Source organism: Alkalithermobacter thermoalcaliphilus JW-YL-7 = DSM 7308, assembly GCA_001584565.1.
Lineage (GTDB): Bacteria > Bacillota > Clostridia > Peptostreptococcales > Peptostreptococcaceae > Alkalithermobacter > Alkalithermobacter thermoalcaliphilus.
Map to the genome: position 1 here is coordinate 914,854 of LSFY01000001.1, position 21,189 is coordinate 936,042.

Here is a 21,189-nt window from a genome sequence, read left to right on the forward strand (position 1 = left end):
ATTATATCATCTCCATTGATTTTGCTTTATTATTCAATTTATATAGAACGTTTAAGGCTTGTATAGGAGTCATATTTGCTATGTCTAAAGAAGAAATTTCTTTTATTAGCTGCATCGTGTTTATATGAGATAAATCAAGTTGTTTGTACATATTTTCTGTTTCCTCTTTACATAAGGCAACTTCATACATGCTATTGTTTATATCTCTAGATTCTTTTTTTTCTAATTTTATAAGAATTTCATTAGCTCTTTCAATTATTTCCTCAGGTAAATCAGCTAGCTTAGCTACATGTATACCATAACTTTTATCAGCTCCACCTTCTATAATCTTTCTTAGAAAAACTATGTCTTTACCCTGTTCTTCTACAGCTACACAGTAATTTTTTACTCTTTTGAGTTCGTTTTCAAGAGCTGTTAATTCGTGATAATGAGTTGCAAATAAAGTTTTACATCCTATGTTATCATGAATATACTCAACTATAGACCAAGCCAGACTAATTCCATCGTAGGTGCTAGTCCCTCTGCCTACTTCGTCTAAGATAACTAAACTATTTTTAGTTGCATTCTTAAGTATATACGAAACTTCGTCCATCTCCACCATAAATGTACTTTGACCTTGAGATAAATCATCACTAGCCCCAACTCTCGTAAATATTCTATCCATTATACATATGTTCGCTTTTGTAGCTGGAACAAAAGATCCTATATGAGCTAAAAGACTTATTAAAGCAACTTGTCGCATGTAAGTTGACTTACCAGCCATGTTAGGTCCTGTTATTATACATACATTGCAATCATCTTTATTTATAATTGTATCATTCGGAACGAAATTTTCTTCTTTTATGAGTTTCTCTATAACAGGATGTCTTCCGTCTATAATTTCTAGATTACCTAATGTGTTAATTTGTGGCTTACAATAATTATTTTCATAGGCAACTTTAGACAATGAATTAAATACATCTATTTGAGCAATTATTTTGGCTACACTTTGTATCCTGTTTATATTTTTATATAATTTATTACGTATATCTACAAAAAGCTGATATTCAAGATCTTTTATCCTTTCATCAGCGTTTAGTATTTTTTCCTCTATTTCTTTAAGCTCTAATGTTATAAATCTTTCTGCATTACTTAAAGTTTGTTTTCTTATATAATAATCAGGAATATCTAATTGTTTCAAGTTAGAATGAGTTATCTCTATATAGTATCCGAAAACTTTATTAAACCCTATTTTTAATGATTTAATTCCTGTCCTAATTCTTTCTTTGCTTTCTATTTCTTTTATTATATTTATTGCATTTCTTGACAAATTTCTAAGCTGACTTATTTCGTCATTATACGATTCTTTAATTATATTTCCATCTTTTAAATTAGCAGATGGATCATCTAATATAGATTTATCTATTATGTCATATAAATCTGAGAGATCATCTAGTTGGCTAGATAATGTTTTTAAATTAATACTGTTGTATTTTGATATTATTGTTTTTATATTTCTTATCCTGTCTATGGATTTTTTTAAATTTATCATTTCTTTTGGATTTATATTACCAAAAGCAATTTTTCCACACAATCTTTCTATATCATAGACATGTTTTAGTTCTATATCTAAATCTTCTCTTAAAGAATACTCATTTACAAGTTCATCTAAGAGATTTAATCTATATTCGATAGAATCCTTGTTTATAAGAGGTTCACTTATGTACTTTTTCAATAGACGAGCTCCCATGGCAGTATTAGTTTTGTCTAGTACATAAATTAAAGAACCTTTTTTTTCTTTGTTTCTAATAGTTTCTGTAAGTTCTAAATTTTTTCTTGTGAAAGTATCTAAAAACATAAAATCTGATGAGTTGTAATAATTGATATTATTGATATTAGACGTAATTTGTTTTTGAGTTGAATATATATATTCTAACAATCCTAATAAGCTTGATTTTATACTTAAATTGTTTAGTATATTTAAATTTTCTAAATACGATCTATCGAAATATTTATACATTATGTCATTTTTGCCACAGAAAAATTCCGAACTATTGTTGTTTAAAAATATATTATTTTGATTGCATACTACCTGTAAATCAAATTTGAGACTTTCACAATTATATATTATTTCTTTTGGTTTGATTTTAGATATTTCCTCTTTTAATGTTGAATTTTGTACTGATGTACAAAAAATATCTCCTATGGATATATCTACGTAAGAGATGCCTACTGATATTCCGTCTGAAAAAATAGACATTAAGTAGTTGCTATCATTATTATTTAATGTAACATCTTCCATTATAGTTCCAGGGGTAATAACTCTTACAACTTCTCTTTTTACTAATCCTTTTGATTTTTGAGCATCTTCAGTTTGTTCACAAATAGCAACTTTATAGCCGTTTTGGACAAGTGTTGATATATATGAACTTGATGAGTGGTAGGGCACTCCGCACATAGGAGCTTTTTCGTCTAAACCACATTCTCTAGATGTTAAAGTAATTTCTAAAACTCTAGATGCTATAATGGCATCATCAAAGAACATTTCATAGAAATCTCCTAGTCTAAAAAATAAAATACAATCTTTATAATTTTGCTTTATATCAAAATATTGTTTCATCATAGGCGTTAATTTTTTCATGCTAAAATTCCCCCAATCCATCAAGTACAAAAGCACTCAGATTTGAGTGCTCCTATTTTGCAACTATTCCATTTAAAGAAAATGTTTTAGGTTCTGTTATTTTTACATTGACAAGTTTTCCGATTAAATCTTCAGTTCCTTCAAAGTTGACAAGTTTATTTTGTCTAGTTCTGCCTGTTAATTTGTTTTTATCCGTTTTGCTATAACCTTCTACTAACACTTCTACAACTTTGTCTTTATATGAGGAATTAATTTGACTACTTATAGCATTTACTTCGCTTAGAAGCCTATTAAATCTTTCATGTTTTATGTTATCAGGAATTTGTTCTTTCATATCAGCAGCTGGAGTACCTTGCCTTATAGAATATATAAATGTAAATGCAGAATCGTATCTTACTTTTTTTACAACTTCAAGAGTTTGAAGGAAATCTTCTTCTGTTTCTCCTGGGAAACCAACAATTATATCTGTAGTAAATGCTACATTAGGTATTTCTTTTCTTATTTTTTCAACTAATGATAAGTAATAATGTTGGTCGTATTTTCTATTCATAATTTCTAATATTCTAGAACTACCAGATTGTAAAGGTAAATGTACATGCTCACATACTTTTTCACAATCTCTAATAGCATATATTAATTCATCAGATAAATCTTTAGGGTGAGATGTCATAAATCTTATTCTTTCTATTCCATCAATATTATTTAACTCTCTTAATAAATCAGCAAAAGAAAAAGGTTTATCCAAAGTTTTACCATAAGAGTTTACATTTTGACCTAAGAGAGTTATTTCTTTAGTACCATTATTTGCCAGTTCTTTCACTTCCTGTATTATTTTTTCAGGCTCTCTACTGCGTTCTCTGCCTCGTGTATAAGGTACTATACAATAAGTGCAAAAATTATTACACCCATACATTACGTTTACAAATCCTTTTAAGTCATATTTTCTTTTACTAGGAAGTCCCTCTAATACTTCTCCTTCTATATCCCAAACATCCACCAAAATCATATCTGAATCAAAAGATTGAGCAAGAAGTTCAGGGAATTTATATAAATTGTGAGTACCAAAAACTATATCTACGTGATTATACTTATTTTTTATTTCTTCTACTATATGAGGTTGTTGCATCATACACCCACATACTATAATTTTTAGCGAAGGCTTGTTTTGTTTTAGATTTTTGAGTTGTCCTAAATTTCCATATACTTTAAGCTCAGCATTTTCTCTAACAGCACAAGTATTATATATTATAATATCACTATCTTCTAGAACGTCTGTCTCGGTATATCCCATCTTTGCTAACATTCCTGAAAGTTTTTCAGAATCATGTTCATTCATTTGACATCCATACGTTTTTATAGTGTATTTTAGATTCTTTCCAAGATTCAATTTATATATATGGTTGATTAAATTTTCTTGCTTTTGTATTTCATCTTCTGATATAATTACATTTTTTCTTTTGCCCATAATCAGACTCCTTCCACGGTTAAACACTGTATTAATACTACAAATTATATTTTAAAAAGTTTGAACTATATTATACCAAAAAATATTCTAAAAAAGAAGACGCAAAAGGAAGTTAAAAAGATAAAATCTCTTTAACTTCCTTTTCTCAACTAAAATTATTCTTCTTCATTATCAAGGTCTTCGTCTATGTTATCACTTGTATCATCCTTTTTAGAGTCTCTATATTTTTTCTTTTTAGATAATTTAGGATTTTTAAGTACGTTTTTTTTATGTTCGCAATCAACTTCTTCACAATTGTTTTCGCTAATTTCTTGTTGTACTTGACTTAAGTCACACTCTACATCCCTAGGTTTATCTTTTTTTGATTTTTTAGGTTCTGCTTTGACCTGATGTTTTTCTTCAGTTTTATTTTTTTTAGATTTACGTTTTCTAAATAATCCTTTCCTAAGTCTTAAAATAGCCATCTTCTCATCCTCCTAGATAGAAAGTTTTTCTACAATGTATCTTATGCATGGGGATAAGAAGATGTTACATATAAAATTTAATAAGAGTTAATATAAGGTATGTGTATATGTTGATTATCAACTAAATTGTTAAAAGAAGACTCCTTTAAAAATTTCCATATTCCAAACTCTATACCTTTGGAAATTACTTCAGACATTTTTAGCACTAAATTTAACCTAGTGCTTTGGAGTGTCATAATCTCCATAAATCCACCTAAGTTTACGATTCCTAAAATACTAATATCTCCAACAGTAGGAAGATTTTTATTTACACCTGCTCCAGGACGCAATGGACTATTTGATAACTTTATTTTTCCAATGCTTTCTTTATTTCCTAAACATGCATCTACAGCTATAACAAAAGGAGACTCATATTTAGAGTGTATGGTATTTATTGTTTCAAGAAGATTTTTAGCATGCACAGGATTATCTAAAGTTCCATGAATATGAATATTTTTTCTAGTATAAACATTTTTATTAAGATTGTATCCTGTTAAAGGACCTAAAGAATCCCCTGTACATCTATCTGTACCTATACATAATAATACTATAGCTTTATTCTTACATCTAGATTTCAACTCATTAAATAAAGCATTACCTATATGTATGTGTGATAGTGGCTGATCCATGTGAATTTCTGTCATGTTATTCACCTACTTTTCAGTTTTTACAATTAGATTTTCCCAAAACAGGATAAAAAATTCTAAAAAAGTAGGTGGAATTTCATACATTAGTAATTAGAGCTTTCTTTATTATTAGGTTTAGGTCCAAAATATTGATAAAAGTAAGTTTTCAGCATTCCATTGTATAACTTTCTTTTTTTATCAGAACTTTTTCCAAATAGAGCTTCAAATTCAGGATGAGAAGTTATAACAAAAAAAGACCATGTATCCAGCTTAGAAAAAATTTTTCCCATATCTCGATATAACTTTTCTACGGATTTTTTGTCTTCTAACCTTTCACCATAAGGTGGATTAGTAATAATGAAACCATAATTATTTTCAATACATAATTCTTTTAGCTCTTTTTGTATAAATTTAATACAATGGTCAACTCCAGCTATTTGAGCGTTTTCTTTTGCTATTTCAATTACATCTTTATCTATATCATATCCATATAACATAAAATCTGTATCTTTTACCATAAGATCGTAAGCTTCTTTTCTCGCATCCCACCACATTTTTTTCGGAATTTTTGCCCATTTTTCACTTACGAACTCTCTATTTAATCCAGGAGCCATATTTAAAGCTATCATAGCAGCTTCTATTAATATAGTTCCTGAACCACAAAATGGATCTACTAGTAATCTATTACTTCTCCAAGGGGTTAAGGAAATTAAACCTGCAGCTAATGTTTCTCTAATAGGAGCTTTATTAGATTTTTCTCTATAACCTCTTTTATGTAAAGTCTCGCCACTAGTATCTATAGATAAAGTTACTATATTTTTATTAATAAACACATGAATAGGATATTTTTCTCCTGTTTCAGGAAAAATTTCTAAATTATATTCTTCTTTTAAACTTTCTACAACTGCTTTTTTGACAATAGATTGTATATCTGGTACACTAGATAAATTTGATTTTATAGATGAAGCTTTGAAAACTGGAAAGTTACCATTTTTAGGTATCCAATTAGACCACTTTATTTTTTTGGTATTTTGAAATAATTCTTCAAAACTCTTAGCTTCGAACTCGCCCAATTTAACCATTACTCTCTCTGCAGTTCTAAGCCATAAATTAGATTTACATATACCATACTCGTCTGCTAAAAACGTTATTCGGCCGTCTTCAACTTTTTCTATGTGATATCCTAACTCCTTAATTTCTCTAGATAGTACCTTTTCAAGGCCAAATAAACAAGGTGCAATTAATTTAATACTATTCATATATTCCTCCTTAGTTTTTTTTATGATGATTATTTTATTATACATCAAAATTATAAAATGAAAAATTTTATATTATTATTATTTGAGTTATTGGTTAAATTAATTATGAGAGGAGTGATTGGATTGAATAACAATAAAAATTTAAGAAAAACTGATAAAAAAACAAATGCAGAATTAAGAAAAATGTATTCAGAACACGGTAGTGAAATAGGTATTATTCATGTAGAAAAAGTAGGGCAAAATGGAAGAAAATTAACAAAGAGATCTAAACTTTCTCACAAGAAAAAATAAATATTTATTTGAGAATATGGAGGAAATAAGTATGGGTAATAAAAAAAGCAAAAATAAGAAAACTGATAGAAAAAGTAACCTAAACCAATTAAAAATAGAAACGGCAAATGAATTAGGTTTAGATTATAAAGACGGTAAATTCACAGGAAAAATTAGTAAAGAGGCTATGGAAAGAACACAGAAACATAAACAATAAAATAAAGGCTATATAGCTACAATAGCTATATAGCCTAACTATTTTTTAGAAAATTATCTATTAACTTAATATCATAATCAGTTAAATCCATAAAATCGTATATGATGTTATTTATTTCCTCCTCTAGTCTATTTATTTCTCTTAAAATATCTACTTTTTCATTTTCACAATGATTTAATCTTTTATATAATTCAATTAGCTTGAAAGCTTTGCTGCTTATCAGATCTTTATTTTTCATATCTAAAATTTTCATATCCATGACTGAATTAGGATAATAATCATATAAGTTATTTCCTATATATTTTGCGTACTGCTTAAAGTAAAATTCATATAATTTTGAATTAAGTAAACATAAAACATATTCTAAAGAGAAAATATCTACATACTCATCTTTTATATACATACTATAAATATCTGCACTAAAATAGTAGCCGTGATTATCTAATGCAAATCTATTATTTCTAGATTTATATGGATATATAATTTTGGGCCTATTGAATATAGATTCTTGTCTACCCCACTGCAAATGATACCATTTTCTAAGGCCTAGTCTACACTCTCTTCTGTTTTGTAATAAAGTTTTATATTTAGATACATAGGATATAGCGTTAGGAAAGTTATCAATAATATCTATATTATTAGAATATATCAATCTTAAGTCAGTATCTTTGACAAAATATCTGTGTACATAACTACTTTTGATCCAGTTTCTTAGCAAACTTTCTTCAATTTTATTACTGTCTGCATCTTTATAATCTAAAACAAAAGCTCTATCACATCCAGTTATTATTCCTTGAAAACTTTCTGCTATGTTTTTAAGTCGGATTTTAGAATGTTCTTCTATTTTTTTTACAATATCAATGTAATCATCTTTAATAAAAATCCACCTATCTTGATTTAAATGTTCTTGATTTACGTTAAATATATAAAAATTTGTATTACCCAAAATCTTGTTTATATCTTCTTTTGAATCTTTTGGTTTCAGAATCTTTATGCTGTTATTAATACTTTCTTTTATCTTACAAGTTAATATAGCTGTGGATATGTTAGCTTTTTTAAAAGCCCGTATATCTTTTAAGTCTACAAGCTCTATAATATCTGAGAAATTTTGCAAATAACTTCTCAGATGCAATCCATTGGGACTTTCAAAAAAATATCTAGGAACTATAAAAGATATTATTCCGTCTTTTTTAACTTTTTCTAAAGCTCTTTTGACAAAACAAAAATATAAATCTGATTTATCTCTAAACACTTCATGATAATTATCTAAAAGAAAATTTTTGTATGATTTTTTTAGAGATTTGTGTCCTACATAAGGAGGATTACCTATTATATAATCATAACTTTGATTCCAAAACCCTTTTAGTGTACTTATATTTTTTTCATTACACATAATATTAGATTCACTTAATTTAAATAAAAAATCATTAGAACTATTAAGATTATTCATGTTTTCATACCTAATTAAGCTATCACAATTTACAACATTAATTTCATATGTATTTTCAATATTTTTTAACAGCAAATTAAATATTGCAATATTTACAGAAAAACTATCAATATCTGCTCCATATATACAATTTTTCAATATATGATAACTTATGTTTTCTTTTATCCAGTAATCTTTTCCCAATATATATCCAAGTTTTCCTTCTATTAACATTTCATATTTACATCTTTCATAAGTTTTTCTTAAAACATCAATGTTTTTGGAAAATTTTTCAAACAAAATATCATAGGATTTTATCAAAAAATCTCCACACCCACATGCAGGGTCTAAAATCCTTACAAATGGTTTTTTTACAACATCTACCTTATTCACTGTATTTTGTAAGATATAACTTATTACTATTTCAGGTGTATAGAATACACCAAAAGATTTTTTTTTATGATCATCTAAGTTATTTTCATAAACTTTTCCAATCCAATTTTCTCTCTCATCAAATATACTCATATAAAATTCATTTATGATTTTATAAAGAGTAGTATTGTCAATATTAATTATTTCATATATATCTATATTTTGAAAATTGATTTTACATCCTTTAATAAATTTAGAAATAAGAGTATTGATTTTGTAAGTATTAATTAAATATAAAAAGTGGTCTCTAGATTTTACTAGTCCTTTTTTAGAACAAGTATTTAGAAATATAAGTTTGATTATTAAAACTATACTGCATTTTTTAAGAAATTCTTTTTTAAACTTATCATCCAATACATTTTTTTTGAAAGTATTACTAAATACATTGTCTATCAAATATTTAAATTCTATATCTTTTTCATATCTATATTCAAATTCATTTTCAAAAACAGAAAATATGAAATTATGTATAGTGTTTAGCTTGTCCAAATATTCTTTCATAGAAAATTACCCTTTCACAATATTTTTCTATTGAACAAAGTCTCTCTTTATAAAGATTCAAAAAGAAGACTTTATTGAAACACATTACGTAAATTATAACTTTTTTACAATTTATTAAAGTACATAATTTCCTATGTGTTATAAAAAAGAGAAACTTTAAAGTTTCTCTTTTTATTTTAACATTTTATATGAGTTAAACAAGAAAATATACTATTTATTTATAGAATTATTTTTCATACCATCATCTAATATGTCTTTTATTTCATCAAATGATTTTTGAATGAAGTTTTCGACATCTTCTTCTGTAAACAGATTTTTTGTATACTCTGGTAGCATATTATAAAATTTATTAACAACCCAGATGAATTTTTCATCTCCTTTTACAAAAAGTTTTTCTGCTGTAAGCATCAATTTATAGGCTAGCTCTCTTGCTTCTTTTATAGCTACTTTTTCCTCGTATTTCTTATAAATGTATATCATATACCCACAAATAACAGCTATTAATAAAAAATATAAACTATAGTTGTATAATACATTATTCACTTATCTTCCCTCCTTCAAATATATATTTTCAGTATTGAGCATTCTCTCCCCCTTCCTAAAAAAATTATCTGTTTATACAAAATATATGTTCTTACATCAAAAAAAGTTAAAGCCTCTGCACACATAATTTGCAGAGGCTTTAGCAAATTTAACGTTTTTTCTTAGATTTTAATTTATTTTTTGAACTTTTATTAGTTTTGTTATTTTTTTTATTTTGTTTCTTTATAGCTGTATTTTTAGGTTTAATTAAACATTTAGATCCAAAACCAATAAGGTCTTCTCTATTTGCTTGCTTAAGTGCTTCATAAACCAACTCATAATTTTTTGGATTTTTATATTGAAGCAATGCTCTTTGCATAGCTTTTTCTGACTTAGTTTTTGGTACATATACACTCTTCATAGTTCTAGGATCTAGGCCTGTGTAGAACATTGTAGTAGATAAAGTACCTGGAGTAGGATAAAAATCTTGAACTTGTTCGGGTTGATAGTTTATATCTCTTAAATATTCAGCTAATTCTATAGCTGATTTTAAGGTACTACCTGGATGACTAGACATCAAATACGGCACAATGTATTGTTTCTTTCCTATTCTTTCATTAATATCGTAGAACTTTTTAGTAAATCTATCAAAGATCTCTCTTTTAGGTTTTCCCATTAAATTAAGAACTGTAGGAGAAATATGTTCTGGCGCAACTTTCAACTGTCCACTTATATGATGCTTACATAACTCTTCGAAGAAAGAAGAATTATTATCAGCTATAAGGTAATCATATCTTATTCCTGATCTAATAAATACTTTTTTAACACCAGGCAATTTTCTTAATTTTTTTAGAAGATCTAAATATTCTGTATGACTAACGTTCATTTCTTTGCAAGGATTTGGAAATAAGCATTGTTTATTTTTACAAGTTCCTATTTTAAGTTGCCTTTTACACGCTGGATATCTAAAATTAGCTGTAGGGCCTCCAACATCATGGATATATCCCTTAAAATCTGGATCCTTTATTATAATCAAAGCTTCTTCTAATATTGATTCATGACTTCTACTTTGAACTATTCTACCTTGATGGAATGATAAAGCGCAAAACGAACAGTTACCAAAACAACCCCTAGAACTTATTATACTGAACTTAACTTCTTCTATGGCAGGAATTCCTCCACTTTCTTTATATATAGGATGAACATCTCTTTGGTATGGAAGAGAGTATATTTTATCCAGTTCTTGTCTAGTAAGTGGCATCATAGGTTTGTTTTGAACAACATACTTATTATGATGTTTTTGAACTAAATTTTTTCCTCGTATTGGATCTTGTTCTTGATATTGAATTTTAAATGCTCTAGCGTACTCATGCTTATTTTCACTAATATCTTTGTAACTAGGAATTTCTATATAATCATATACATTTTCAAGGTTATCTGTCAGATAACATGTTCCAGGGATATGAGTTATATGTTTAATATCGAAACCACAATTTAGATAACTCGCTATTTCTACTATTTGTTTTTCTCCCATACCATAAACTAGTACGTCAGCAGAACTATCTATTAATATAGATTTCCTAACTTTGTTGCTCCAATAATCATAATGAGCAAACCTTCTAAGACTTGCTTCTATGCCACCTATTATTATGGGGATATTTTTGTATGCTTGTCGTATCATATTACAATATACTATTGTAGCTCTATCAGGTCTTAATCCCATTTTTCCGCCAGGAGAGTAATAATCTTTTTCTCTAACTTTTTTGCTGACTGTGTAATGATTTACCATCGAATCCATATTACCTGCAGTTACTAAAAATGCTAACCTAGGTCTTCCTAACTTTATAAAATCATCTATACTTTTCCAATTGGGCTGAGCAATTACTCCGACTTTGAATCCTTCACTTTCTAATACTCTAGATATAATAGCTGTTCCAAAACTTGGATGATCAACATACGCATCTCCTGTAACAATAATGAAATCTAGTTCATTCCATCCTCTATTTTCCATATCTTGTCTAGATATAGGCATGTATTTATTTGTTTCCATATTATCACCTACTAAGTTTATTTATAAATTTATTAAACATATTGATTATACCTTTAAGTTATTAATGTGTCTATAATTGTTAGTTTGTATATATTTTCAAAATCTTATATTGGTTATAAATAAATTTTTTAAACATATTATTTAGTTGTATATAATAAATTTATTGTAAGATTATATTATAGGGGGTATGCTGTATGGGAGCAAAATTAGTTAAATTTGATTTTAAACCTCAAGAAAATGAACAATTAGAAGTAGTTGTGAAAGTACCTAAAGAACGTAGAAGTGTGATTCATGGAGTTGTAAAGGATTATAAAGGAAAAGTAGTTGAAGATGCTGTTGTAAAATTGTTTGAAGTATCATGTAATAAAAAACTGATTCCTATAACTCATGCCTTTACAGATGAACATGGTCAGTTTTTATTCGGTCCTTTATGTCCAGATAATCATTATGTAATAAAGGTGTGGTTTAATGATGTAAATATTAGATGTTTAGATATTAAGTTTGACGATGATAATTTCTGCAGGTACGATGAAGTAAAAGTTGAAGAAAATGGCTGCATACATGAAGAGTTTTTAGACTTATTTGATAAAGAATAAAAAATAAGGGATGGTTTTATTACCATTCCTTATTTTTTATGGATATAAATATTTAAATGTGAGTGAATAATGATATTTATACTAGTAAATAATACTGATGATTAAGTATGTACTTACCAAGTAGAAGTGAGGTGAATTTTTATGGATATTCGTTTAGATGAAAAAGAAATAGAAAAATTTAAAGAGTTGGACGAGATAATCGACAGGTATAGCAAAGAAGAAGGAATGCTTATTCGTATATTACAAAAATCACAGGAGTTATTTGGCTACTTACCTGTTAAGGTGCAAGCTTATATCTCAGAAAAATTAAACATTCCAATTTCAACAATTAATGGAGTTGTAAGCTTCTATTCATTATTTTCTCAAGAGCCTCAAGGGAAATATACAATTGGGGTTTGTATGGGAACAGCATGTTATGTAAAAGGTTCTCAAGATATATTAAATGCTATAAAAGAAGAACTCCAAATAGATGTGAACGAAACTAGTATGGATCAACTTTTCACACTAAAAGCTACTAGATGTATAGGAGCATGTGGACTTGCGCCTGTTATAACAATAAACGAGGATGTCTACGGAAATCTTTCTCCCTCAGATATTCCAGGTATATTATACCAATATATAAAACAAGAAAAAACAAATTAAATAATTAGGAGGTGAACACTTTGGAACTAACACATATAAAATCTATATCTGATCTTAAGAAACTAAAGGACGAAAATTTCAATAATATTAAACTTCGTTTTAAAGATTACAAAATAGACCATGAAATTAACAAATATCATATTCTTGTGTGTGCAGGAACTGGATGTAATTCCTCAAAAAGTGGTATTGTGCGTGAAAAACTTGAAAGCGAAATAAACAAAAGGAAACTAAATGATAATGTTAAAGTATTCAAAACAGGCTGTTTTGGATTCTGTAAATTAGGTCCTATTATTGTAGTGCATCCAGATAGAACATTTTATACTAGAGTTACTCCAGAAGATGTAGATGATATAGTAGAGAATCATTTGCAAAATGGTAATGTTGTAGAGAGATTATTATATAAATCTTCTAGAAATGATGAAATCCAACGAACTATAGATGAGTTAGATTTTTTCAATAACCAAATGCGTATAGCATTAAGAAATTGTGGAGTGATAAACCCTGAAGATATAAATGAATATATAGCTATGGACGGATATATGGCCTTAGCTAATATTTTATCTAATAATATTGATCCAAAAGAAATTATAGATCAGATAAAAAAATCTGGTCTTCGAGGTAGAGGTGGGGGAGGATTTCCAACTGGACTTAAATGGGAATATGCCTCTTTATATAAAAATGAACAAAAATATGTATTGTGCAATGCTGACGAAGGTGATCCAGGGGCGTTTATGGACCGTTCAATTCTTGAAGGTGATCCTCACAGCGTAATAGAAGCAATGGCTATAGCTGGATACTGTATAGGTGCTAATAAGGGATATGTATATGTAAGAGCAGAGTACCCTATTGCGGTAGAAAGATTAGAAATAGCAATAGATCAAGCAAGGAAGACAGGATTGCTCGGAAAAAATATACTTGGTTCATCTTTTGATTTTGATTTAGATATAAGACTTGGAGCAGGAGCATTTGTATGTGGAGAGGAAACTGCTCTAATTCAATCAGTTATGGGGTTTAGAGGCGAACCTAGACCTAGACCGCCATTCCCAGCAGAGGTTGGACTTTGGGAAAAACCTACTCTTAATAATAATGTTGAAACTTATGCTAATATACCAATAATTTTACTTAAAGGAGCCGATTGGTATTCGAGTATTGGAACAGATGATAGTAAAGGAACAAAAGTATTTGCGTTAGCAGGACAGATAAATAATACTGGATTAATAGAGGTTCCTATGGGAACTACCCTCAAGACTATAATATATGATATAGGCGGAGGAATTAATGACAATAAACAGTTTAAAGCAGTTCAAAGTGGAGGGCCTTCTGGTGGATGTATACCAGCAGATTTATTAGATACAAAAATTGACTTTAAATCTTTAACTGATATAGGATCTATGATGGGATCTGGAGGCCTTATAGTTATGGATGAGAGTGACTGTATGGTTGATATAGCTCGCTTTTATTTGGAATTTGCTCAAGATGAATCATGCGGAAAATGTATTCCTTGTAGGGTTGGAACTAAAAGATTACTAGAGATTTTAGAAAAAATAACCAAAGGTAAAGGTGAAATGGAAGATCTCAAAATTCTAGAAGAACTTTCTCTTAATATAAAAGATTCATCTTTATGTGGATTAGGACAAACAGCTCCTAACCCTATATTAAGTACGCTTAAATACTTCAAAGATGAATACATATCTCATGTTAAAGAAAAAAGATGTCCAGCCGGGGTATGTAATGATCTACTTAAAATAGTAATTTCTGATGAAAAATGTATAGCATGTGGTATTTGTGCTAGAATCTGTCCAGTAAATGCCATTGAAGGTGAAAATAAAAAACCTCCTTTCCACATAAGGCAAGATATCTGTATAAAATGTGGTGCATGTATACCTAAATGTCCTGTAGATGCTATATATAAAAGATAAAGGTGGTGATGAAAATGGAAAATATAAGAGAAGACAAAGAAAGAGAAATTAAGCAAAGAAAGGTTAGCATAAACATAGATGGAATTGATTACGAAGTACCGGATGGAATTACAGTTCTTGAGGCTGCTAGAATGGTCAACATCGAAATTCCTAGTTTATGTTATCTAAAAGATATAAATGAAATCGGCGCTTGTAGAGTTTGTATGGTTGAAATTGATGGATTAAGAAATCTTCAGGCTTCATGCGTATATCCTGTTAAAGAAGGTTTAAGAATAAAAACTAATACTAAGAGAGTATTAGATGCTAGAAAAACAGCTGTAACATTACTTTTATCAAATCATCACAGAGAATGTTTAACGTGTGCTAGAAATTTAAACTGTGAGCTGCAAAATTTATCAGATAAACTTGGAATTAGAAATATTCCTTATACAGGAGAAATGAAAGATTATGGATTTCATAACAATAATCCAGCTATTCAAAGAGATTATAATAAATGTGTAAATTGTCGACGTTGCATGGCTATATGCAGCAAAATACAAGAATGTAATGTCTACTCAGCTATAAATAGAGGATTAGATACTGTAATTTCACCGGCATTTCACAAAGATATGAATGATGTAACTTGTATAATGTGTGGACAATGTATATTAGCATGTCCAACTGCATCATTAAACGAAAAGGAAGATATAGATGATGTTTGGAAAGTTTTATCCGATCCAGATAAATTTGTAGTAGCTCAGACTGCCCCTTCCATTCAGGTTACAATCGGTGAAATTTTTGATATGCCTATAGGTTCGTTTGTAGGTGGAAAGCTTGTTTCAGCTCTTAGACGAATTGGATTTGATAAAGTCTTTGCTACAGATGTAACTGCAGATTTAACTATAATGGAAGAAGGAAGTGAACTCATAGAAAGACTTATCCATACACCAGAAAAACTTCCTTTACTATCATCTTGTTGTCCTGGTTGGGTAAAATTTGCAGAACATTTTTATCCTGAATTTTTACCTAATTTGTCTACTACTAAATCACCTCACGAAATGTGTGGAGCCCTCACAAAAACATGGTATGCTAAAAAATACAATATTGATCCTTCTAAAATAGTTAATGTCGCTATAATGCCATGTACAGCTAAGAAATATGAAGCAGCTAGACCAGAGATGACTTCTGACGGATATAGAAATGTAGATTTTGTTTTAACTACTAGAGAGCTTGGAAAAATGATTAGACAACTAGGACTTGATTTTAAAAACTTACCAGAAGATAATTATGATGAACCATTTGACCAGTTCAGTGGTGCAGGAACAATATTCGGAGCTACTGGAGGAGTTTTAGAAGCTGCCATTCGTACAGCACACAAATTATTAACAGGTGAAGAAATGGATGTTCCTGATTTTGAGGAAGCTAGAGGACAAAGTGGATTAAAGTATAGTCAAGTAACTTTAAAAGATAAAACTATTACTATAGCAATAGCACATGGTACTGGTAATGCTAAAAAGGCATTAGAAATGTTTAAAAGTGGTGAGAAAAAGTTTGATTATATGGAAGTTATGGCTTGTCCTGGAGGATGTGTTGGTGGTGGTGGACAACCAATTTTAGGTGGAAAGGATCATAATCATATTTCTCTAGGTTATAGACATAACAGATCTGACACTCTATATAATATAGATAAAAATAAATCAATTAGGCGATCACATGAAAATCCTAGAATTCATCAAATATACGAAGAATTTTTAGGTAAACCATTGTCAGAAATTTCTCATAAATATTTACACACAACATTTACTCCAAGAGGAAAACACCCTTACTTAAAAGAAGTAGATTAAGTCTTAAGACTTAATCTACTTCTTTTTTACGTTTAGTATTCTAGATAATATTCCTTGATTCTCTAAAATTATTCTCATAGCCATTTCACAAGTATCTGCAGTTACATTTGTACATCTTTCTTTATGTTCCTTTGAACCAAACTTGTAATCTTTTATAAGCACTCTACAACATGCACTTTTATATTTTTTCTTAAATTCATCATGCAACTGTTGTGATAATTTCATAATTTTAGCGTTGCTTCCTCCAGCTTTTTTCCTTCCATGAACTAATCCAATAGCAGCTTGTGCTCCTGTTAAAGCTCCACAGCTACATCCTGACCCACCCATTCCTACTGGAAAACCAGAAACTAAACTTATATAATTGTCAGGAAGGCCGCATTCTAATACTTTATTGATAGCTGCTAAAATTGCTTCAGAACAAAGATATTTTCCATCTTTGTAGTAGTTTTCTGCAAGCGTTCTTGCTTCTTGTATAAGTTTTTGATTATTTGTTTCCAACTCTATACCCCTTCCTATATATGCTAATTCGATTATAACATTAAGTTAGTATAAGATAATAATAAAAAAATTTTATAAACATTATAAAAACCACCTATATGCGATGCATATAGGTGGTTTTGCTTTTATTAAAACTCAGCTGATTTAGGAGTTCTTGGGAAAGGTATAACATCTCTTATATTGCTCATACCTGTTATATACATAATAGCTCTTTCAAATCCAAGTCCATAACCTGAATGCTTTACTCCTCCGTATTTTCTAAGTTCTAAATACCACCAGTAATCTTCTTTGTTTAATCCCATCTCTTCCATTCTTTTTTCTAAAATTTCGAGCCTTTCTTCCCTTTGACTTCCCCCAATAATTTCTCCTACACCAGGAACTAATAAATCCATAGCTGCAACTGTTTTGTTATCATCATTCAATCTCATATAAAATGCTTTTATATCTTTAGGATAATCAGTTACGAATACAGGTTTTTTAAATATTTTTTCTGTTAAATATCTTTCATGTTCTGTTTGAAGATCACATCCCCATTCTACAGGATACTCAAAGTTTTCACCTGATTTTTTCAATAAATCTATGGCTTCTGTATACGTTATTTTTCCAAATTCAGAGTTTACTATGTTATTTAATCTATCTAATAGTGTATTATCTATAAAATTATTGAAAAATTCCATTTCTTCAGGAGCATTATTAAGAACATATTGAATTATATACTTTAACATATCTTCAGCTAAAGCCATATTTTCTTCAAGATCAGCAAATGCTATTTCAGGTTCAATCATCCAAAACTCAGAGGCATGTCTTGATGTATTTGAATTTTCTGCTCTAAATGTAGGTCCAAAAGTGTAGACTTTTCTAAATGCTAATGCATATGCTTCAGCCTCTAATTGACCACTAACTGTTAAATTAGTTTCTTTTCCAAAGAAATCTTTTGAAAAATCTACAGTATTATCATCTTTTAAAGGGACACTATTCATATCAAAAGTAGTTACTCTAAACATTTGTCCTGCCCCTTCACAATCACTTCCTGTTATTATAGGAGTATGAGTATATACAAAGTCTCTTTCTTGGAAAAATTTATGTATAGCATAGGCAACTAAAGAACGTACTCTAAAAACAGCAGAAAAAGTATTACTTCTAGGTCTTAAATGAGCTATAGACCTTAAAAATTCTAATGAATGTCTTTTTTTCTGTAATGGATAGTCTGAAGAAGATAGAGCTTCTATGTTTATCGTTGTAGCTTTAATTTCAAATGGTTGTTTTGAACCAGGAGTCTCTTCTAGCTTACCCTCTACTGTAATAGCCGAACTTATAGGTAGTTTAGAGATTTCTTTAAAGTTGTGTAAAGTATCATCAAATACTATTTGTATGTTTTTAAAAAAAGTTCCATCATTTAACTCTATAAATCCAAATGTTTTTGAAAGTCTAGATGTTCTTATCCATCCAGACACTTTGATTGTTTGATCAAAATAGGAATTTGAGTTTCTAAAAATTTCTCTAACAGATAAACTCTCCATTATGCATTCCTCCTCTTGTTATTTTAATTTAGTGAATAAAAAAAAGTCTATCATCCCACGTATAAGGGACGAAAGACTATACTTTCGCGGTGCCACCCTAATTGTCAAAACTGACCACCTCATACCAGTGCAAGTACTTTTTACACTGTTTACATCATAACGGTGTAAACCCGTCTAAGCCTACTCTCTAATTTAGATTTCGGTTAGAAACTCCGAGATGTTATTCGATATAGGTTTCGTATCGACCTTCCACCATCGTCGACTCGCTAGGACTACCTCCTATATTTACTCTTCTCTTCATAGTTTTTCATGTATTAAATTTTTAATAATAGATATTATAATATTTAAGATAGTTAATGTCAAATCTATTTTATCTATAATATACACAAAACTTTCAAAAATATTCAAACTAAGTTACTATTGAATAATTAATAGTTTATTTTATTACAAATAGATGGTAAAATATTTTTATGTTATTTACATATTGATTCTATTATTATTTGCAAACTAATAATAATTATTATATTTGTATATAATCGTTTAAAAAAGGGAGGTATGAAAATGTGAAGTAATACGTAAGAAGTTATCACAAATATAAACAATAATAATATTAATTTATATTAGGAGATGTTGATTATGAAGAAAGAGATTAAAGAACAAGTAAGAAAGTTAGATATAAAAAACATGGATGAAACACAAAAAAAAGCTGCAAAGATATTCGGAATGTTAATACTTAAGAGATCAATTCTTCCATTAGTTTTACTTATTTCAACATTTATTCTATCGAGGATTTTAAAGCTTAATTTTACAATAACAACAGTTATCTTACTAGCAGTTTTGGTATTTGGATTTTTCTATATAAAAAAATACAGAGATAAACTTCAAGATTTAAAATACTATGAAGGTAAGGTAATACATGTTCAGAAAAAAGGAAATTATTATGAATTACTTCTTAAAAACGGAAAACTTCCTATTAAATTGACTATAAAAAATGGCTTTGATGAGAATAAAGTAAGAAAAAATGAATTTATAAGATTATATTTTAATCCTTCTGAAAAGGTAGCAATCATTTTTGAATAGTCGTAAACAAAAGAGAAAGCAAAATTGCTTTCTCTTTTGTTTTTCTATTTTTGATTTTCATCTTCTACCCACTCTTTTGCCTCTACAACAGCGCTTTGGCTAGGAATAGGCACCTTTGATTCAGGTATAGTTTTTTTGATGTCTGCCCATGCAGCTGTTTCTTGACATTCAATTGGTGTACAGTTAGAATGCTTTTTACTTTTATTCATTTTGCTATCACCCCTTTTAGTTAGTATTAACCAAAAGTGAATATAGCTATTCATTGCTACCCTTACTTATTTGATTATCTTCATAGCTTATCCAATCACTCCAACTTCCAGCATACAACTTAGGATTTAAGCCAATTTCTCTCATTACTAAAAAATTTACACATCCTGTTATCCCCGATCCACAATACACTATAATTTCATCATATTTCTTTGCAAATTCAAATATTTTATTTAGCTCATGCTTTTCTTTTAGTTCATTATCTTTTAAAACTTCCTGCCAAAATACATTTTTAGCCGATGGTATGTGTCCACCAATTTTATCAATAGGTTCAAACTCTCCTGTATATCTATCATATGATCTAGAATCGATAATAACAGTTTTAGGATTATTCAGTTTTGATTTTACTTCGTACATGTCACACAAAATATCTTTTTTTACATTTACTTGATAATTTGTTTTTTCTTTTATAGTCACATCTGTTACAATTTCATACCCTTGATGTATCCATTTTTTAATTCCACCATTTAACACATAAGCTTTATCGTGACCCAAATATTTAAGTAACCACCAAAATCTAGCGGCTCCTGCTAAATCACCATCATCGTACGCTACAACTATACTGCTGTTGTCTATTCCGATATTCTCAATTTTAAGTTTAAACTCATTTATATCAGGAAGAGGATGTCTGCCACCATGCTCTTGTGGGATTGATGATAAATCTTTGTTAACGTCCATGAAAAATGCATTTTTAATATGACCCCTTTTATAATTATCTATTCCATAACTTTCTGATTGTAGATCAAATCTACAATCTACTATTACTAAATTTTTGTTATCGATATTGTTGTATAACCAATCTATGCTAACTAAATTACTCAAAAAAACAACTCCCTTCTATTATGTTATATATTTAATATTTTATCAATTTATATAAATACATACTAGATAATACAATATTATTTGTATAATATATTTTTTTATTTAGGATGATTTTTTTTGAAAATTAT

19 protein-coding genes and 1 other annotated feature are annotated in these 21,189 nt (G+C 28.7%); of the genes, 7 read left to right on the forward strand and 12 right to left on the reverse strand.

Annotated elements, in window-relative coordinates; translation table 11 throughout:
* Position 1 precedes the first annotated feature (1 nt).
* The 5 genes from mutS to JWYL7_RS04830 form a co-directional block, all read right to left on the reverse strand.
* Positions 2-2,620, reverse strand: coding sequence for a DNA mismatch repair protein MutS (gene mutS, locus JWYL7_RS04810; RefSeq protein ID WP_066069720.1), 2,619 nt, complete (start codon positions 2,618-2,620; stop codon positions 2-4).
* A 52-nt stretch (positions 2,621-2,672) separates the two neighbouring features.
* Positions 2,673-4,085, reverse strand: a complete 1,413-nt coding sequence (miaB, locus tag JWYL7_RS04815; RefSeq protein ID WP_066069723.1) for a tRNA (N6-isopentenyl adenosine(37)-C2)-methylthiotransferase MiaB — start codon at positions 4,083-4,085, stop codon at positions 2,673-2,675.
* Between the two features lie 155 nt (positions 4,086-4,240).
* Positions 4,241-4,549, reverse strand: a complete 309-nt coding sequence (locus JWYL7_RS04820; RefSeq protein WP_066069726.1) for a hypothetical protein — start codon at positions 4,547-4,549, stop codon at positions 4,241-4,243.
* Positions 4,550-4,626: 77 nt separating this feature from the next.
* On the reverse strand, positions 4,627-5,232 hold the full coding sequence (yyaC, locus tag JWYL7_RS04825) for a spore protease YyaC (RefSeq protein ID WP_066069729.1): 606 nt from the start codon (positions 5,230-5,232) through the stop codon (positions 4,627-4,629).
* Between the two features lie 86 nt (positions 5,233-5,318).
* Entirely contained in the window at positions 5,319-6,473 is a 1,155-nt protein-coding gene (locus JWYL7_RS04830) for a THUMP domain-containing class I SAM-dependent RNA methyltransferase (protein ID WP_066069732.1), read from the reverse strand.
* A 123-nt stretch (positions 6,474-6,596) separates the two neighbouring features.
* Between JWYL7_RS04830 and JWYL7_RS10650 the strand changes: the two genes are divergently transcribed.
* Both JWYL7_RS10650 and JWYL7_RS10390 read left to right on the forward strand, forming a co-directional pair.
* The gene (locus tag JWYL7_RS10650) at positions 6,597-6,764 is read left to right on the forward strand and encodes a hypothetical protein (RefSeq protein WP_169794322.1); all 168 of its coding nucleotides are present in this window, start codon (positions 6,597-6,599) and stop codon (positions 6,762-6,764) included.
* A gap of 31 nt (positions 6,765-6,795) precedes the next feature.
* A complete protein-coding gene (locus JWYL7_RS10390; protein WP_149683724.1) occupies positions 6,796-6,960 on the forward strand; it encodes a small, acid-soluble spore protein, alpha/beta type in 165 nt (54 codons plus the stop codon).
* 34 nt (positions 6,961-6,994) lie between these two features.
* On the opposite strand, the gene JWYL7_RS04835 is transcribed toward JWYL7_RS10390, so the two are convergent.
* The 3 genes from JWYL7_RS04835 to JWYL7_RS04845 all read right to left on the reverse strand — a co-directional run bounded on the left by JWYL7_RS04835 (position 6,995) and on the right by JWYL7_RS04845 (position 11,894).
* Positions 6,995-9,322 (reverse strand): Eco57I restriction-modification methylase domain-containing protein, encoded by a 2,328-nt coding sequence (locus JWYL7_RS04835; protein WP_066069735.1) that lies wholly within the window; start codon positions 9,320-9,322, stop codon positions 6,995-6,997.
* A gap of 210 nt (positions 9,323-9,532) precedes the next feature.
* Positions 9,533-9,865 (reverse strand): hypothetical protein, encoded by a 333-nt coding sequence (locus JWYL7_RS04840; RefSeq protein ID WP_066069738.1) that lies wholly within the window; start codon positions 9,863-9,865, stop codon positions 9,533-9,535.
* Positions 9,866-10,013: 148 nt separating this feature from the next.
* Complete coding sequence (locus JWYL7_RS04845) at positions 10,014-11,894, reverse strand: YgiQ family radical SAM protein (RefSeq protein ID WP_066069741.1); 1,881 nt, start codon at positions 11,892-11,894, stop codon at positions 10,014-10,016.
* Between the two features lie 194 nt (positions 11,895-12,088).
* Here JWYL7_RS04845 and JWYL7_RS04850 point away from each other — a divergent pair, with 194 nt between their 5' ends.
* The 4 genes from JWYL7_RS04850 (at position 12,089) to JWYL7_RS04865 (ending at position 16,874) form a co-directional block, all read left to right on the forward strand.
* Positions 12,089-12,490, forward strand: coding sequence for a carboxypeptidase-like regulatory domain-containing protein (locus JWYL7_RS04850; protein ID WP_066069744.1), 402 nt, complete (start codon positions 12,089-12,091; stop codon positions 12,488-12,490).
* Positions 12,491-12,631: 141 nt separating this feature from the next.
* On the forward strand, positions 12,632-13,132 hold the full coding sequence (locus JWYL7_RS04855) for an NADH-quinone oxidoreductase subunit NuoE family protein (protein WP_066069747.1): 501 nt from the start codon (positions 12,632-12,634) through the stop codon (positions 13,130-13,132).
* A gap of 20 nt (positions 13,133-13,152) precedes the next feature.
* Entirely contained in the window at positions 13,153-15,051 is a 1,899-nt protein-coding gene (locus tag JWYL7_RS04860) for an NADH-quinone oxidoreductase subunit NuoF (RefSeq protein WP_083528282.1), read from the forward strand.
* A gap of 14 nt (positions 15,052-15,065) precedes the next feature.
* Entirely contained in the window at positions 15,066-16,874 is a 1,809-nt protein-coding gene (locus tag JWYL7_RS04865) for an NADH-dependent [FeFe] hydrogenase, group A6 (RefSeq protein ID WP_066069751.1), read from the forward strand.
* 15 nt (positions 16,875-16,889) lie between these two features.
* On the opposite strand, the gene JWYL7_RS04870 is transcribed toward JWYL7_RS04865, so the two are convergent.
* A complete protein-coding gene (locus JWYL7_RS04870) occupies positions 16,890-17,372 on the reverse strand; it encodes a C-GCAxxG-C-C family protein (protein ID WP_066069754.1) in 483 nt (160 codons plus the stop codon).
* 128 nt (positions 17,373-17,500) lie between these two features.
* Positions 17,501-18,892 carry an asparagine--tRNA ligase gene (asnS, locus tag JWYL7_RS04875; RefSeq protein WP_066069759.1) on the reverse strand — a complete coding sequence of 464 codons (1,392 nt, stop codon included), beginning with the start codon at positions 18,890-18,892 and terminating at the stop codon, positions 17,501-17,503.
* A 61-nt stretch (positions 18,893-18,953) separates the two neighbouring features.
* Positions 18,954-19,202 (reverse strand) — a binding site (T-box leader).
* Between the two features lie 326 nt (positions 19,203-19,528).
* On the opposite strand from asnS, the gene JWYL7_RS04880 reads away from it, so the two are divergent.
* Positions 19,529-19,972 carry a hypothetical protein gene (locus JWYL7_RS04880; RefSeq protein ID WP_066069762.1) on the forward strand — a complete coding sequence of 148 codons (444 nt, stop codon included), beginning with the start codon at positions 19,529-19,531 and terminating at the stop codon, positions 19,970-19,972.
* A gap of 44 nt (positions 19,973-20,016) precedes the next feature.
* On the opposite strand, the gene JWYL7_RS10130 is transcribed toward JWYL7_RS04880, so the two are convergent.
* Both JWYL7_RS10130 and JWYL7_RS04885 read right to left on the reverse strand, forming a co-directional pair.
* A complete protein-coding gene (locus tag JWYL7_RS10130) occupies positions 20,017-20,181 on the reverse strand; it encodes a CDIF630_02480 family spore surface protein (protein WP_072280172.1) in 165 nt (54 codons plus the stop codon).
* 46 nt (positions 20,182-20,227) lie between these two features.
* Entirely contained in the window at positions 20,228-21,061 is an 834-nt protein-coding gene (locus JWYL7_RS04885) for a sulfurtransferase (RefSeq protein WP_066069765.1), read from the reverse strand.
* Between the last annotated feature and the right edge of the window lie 128 nt (positions 21,062-21,189).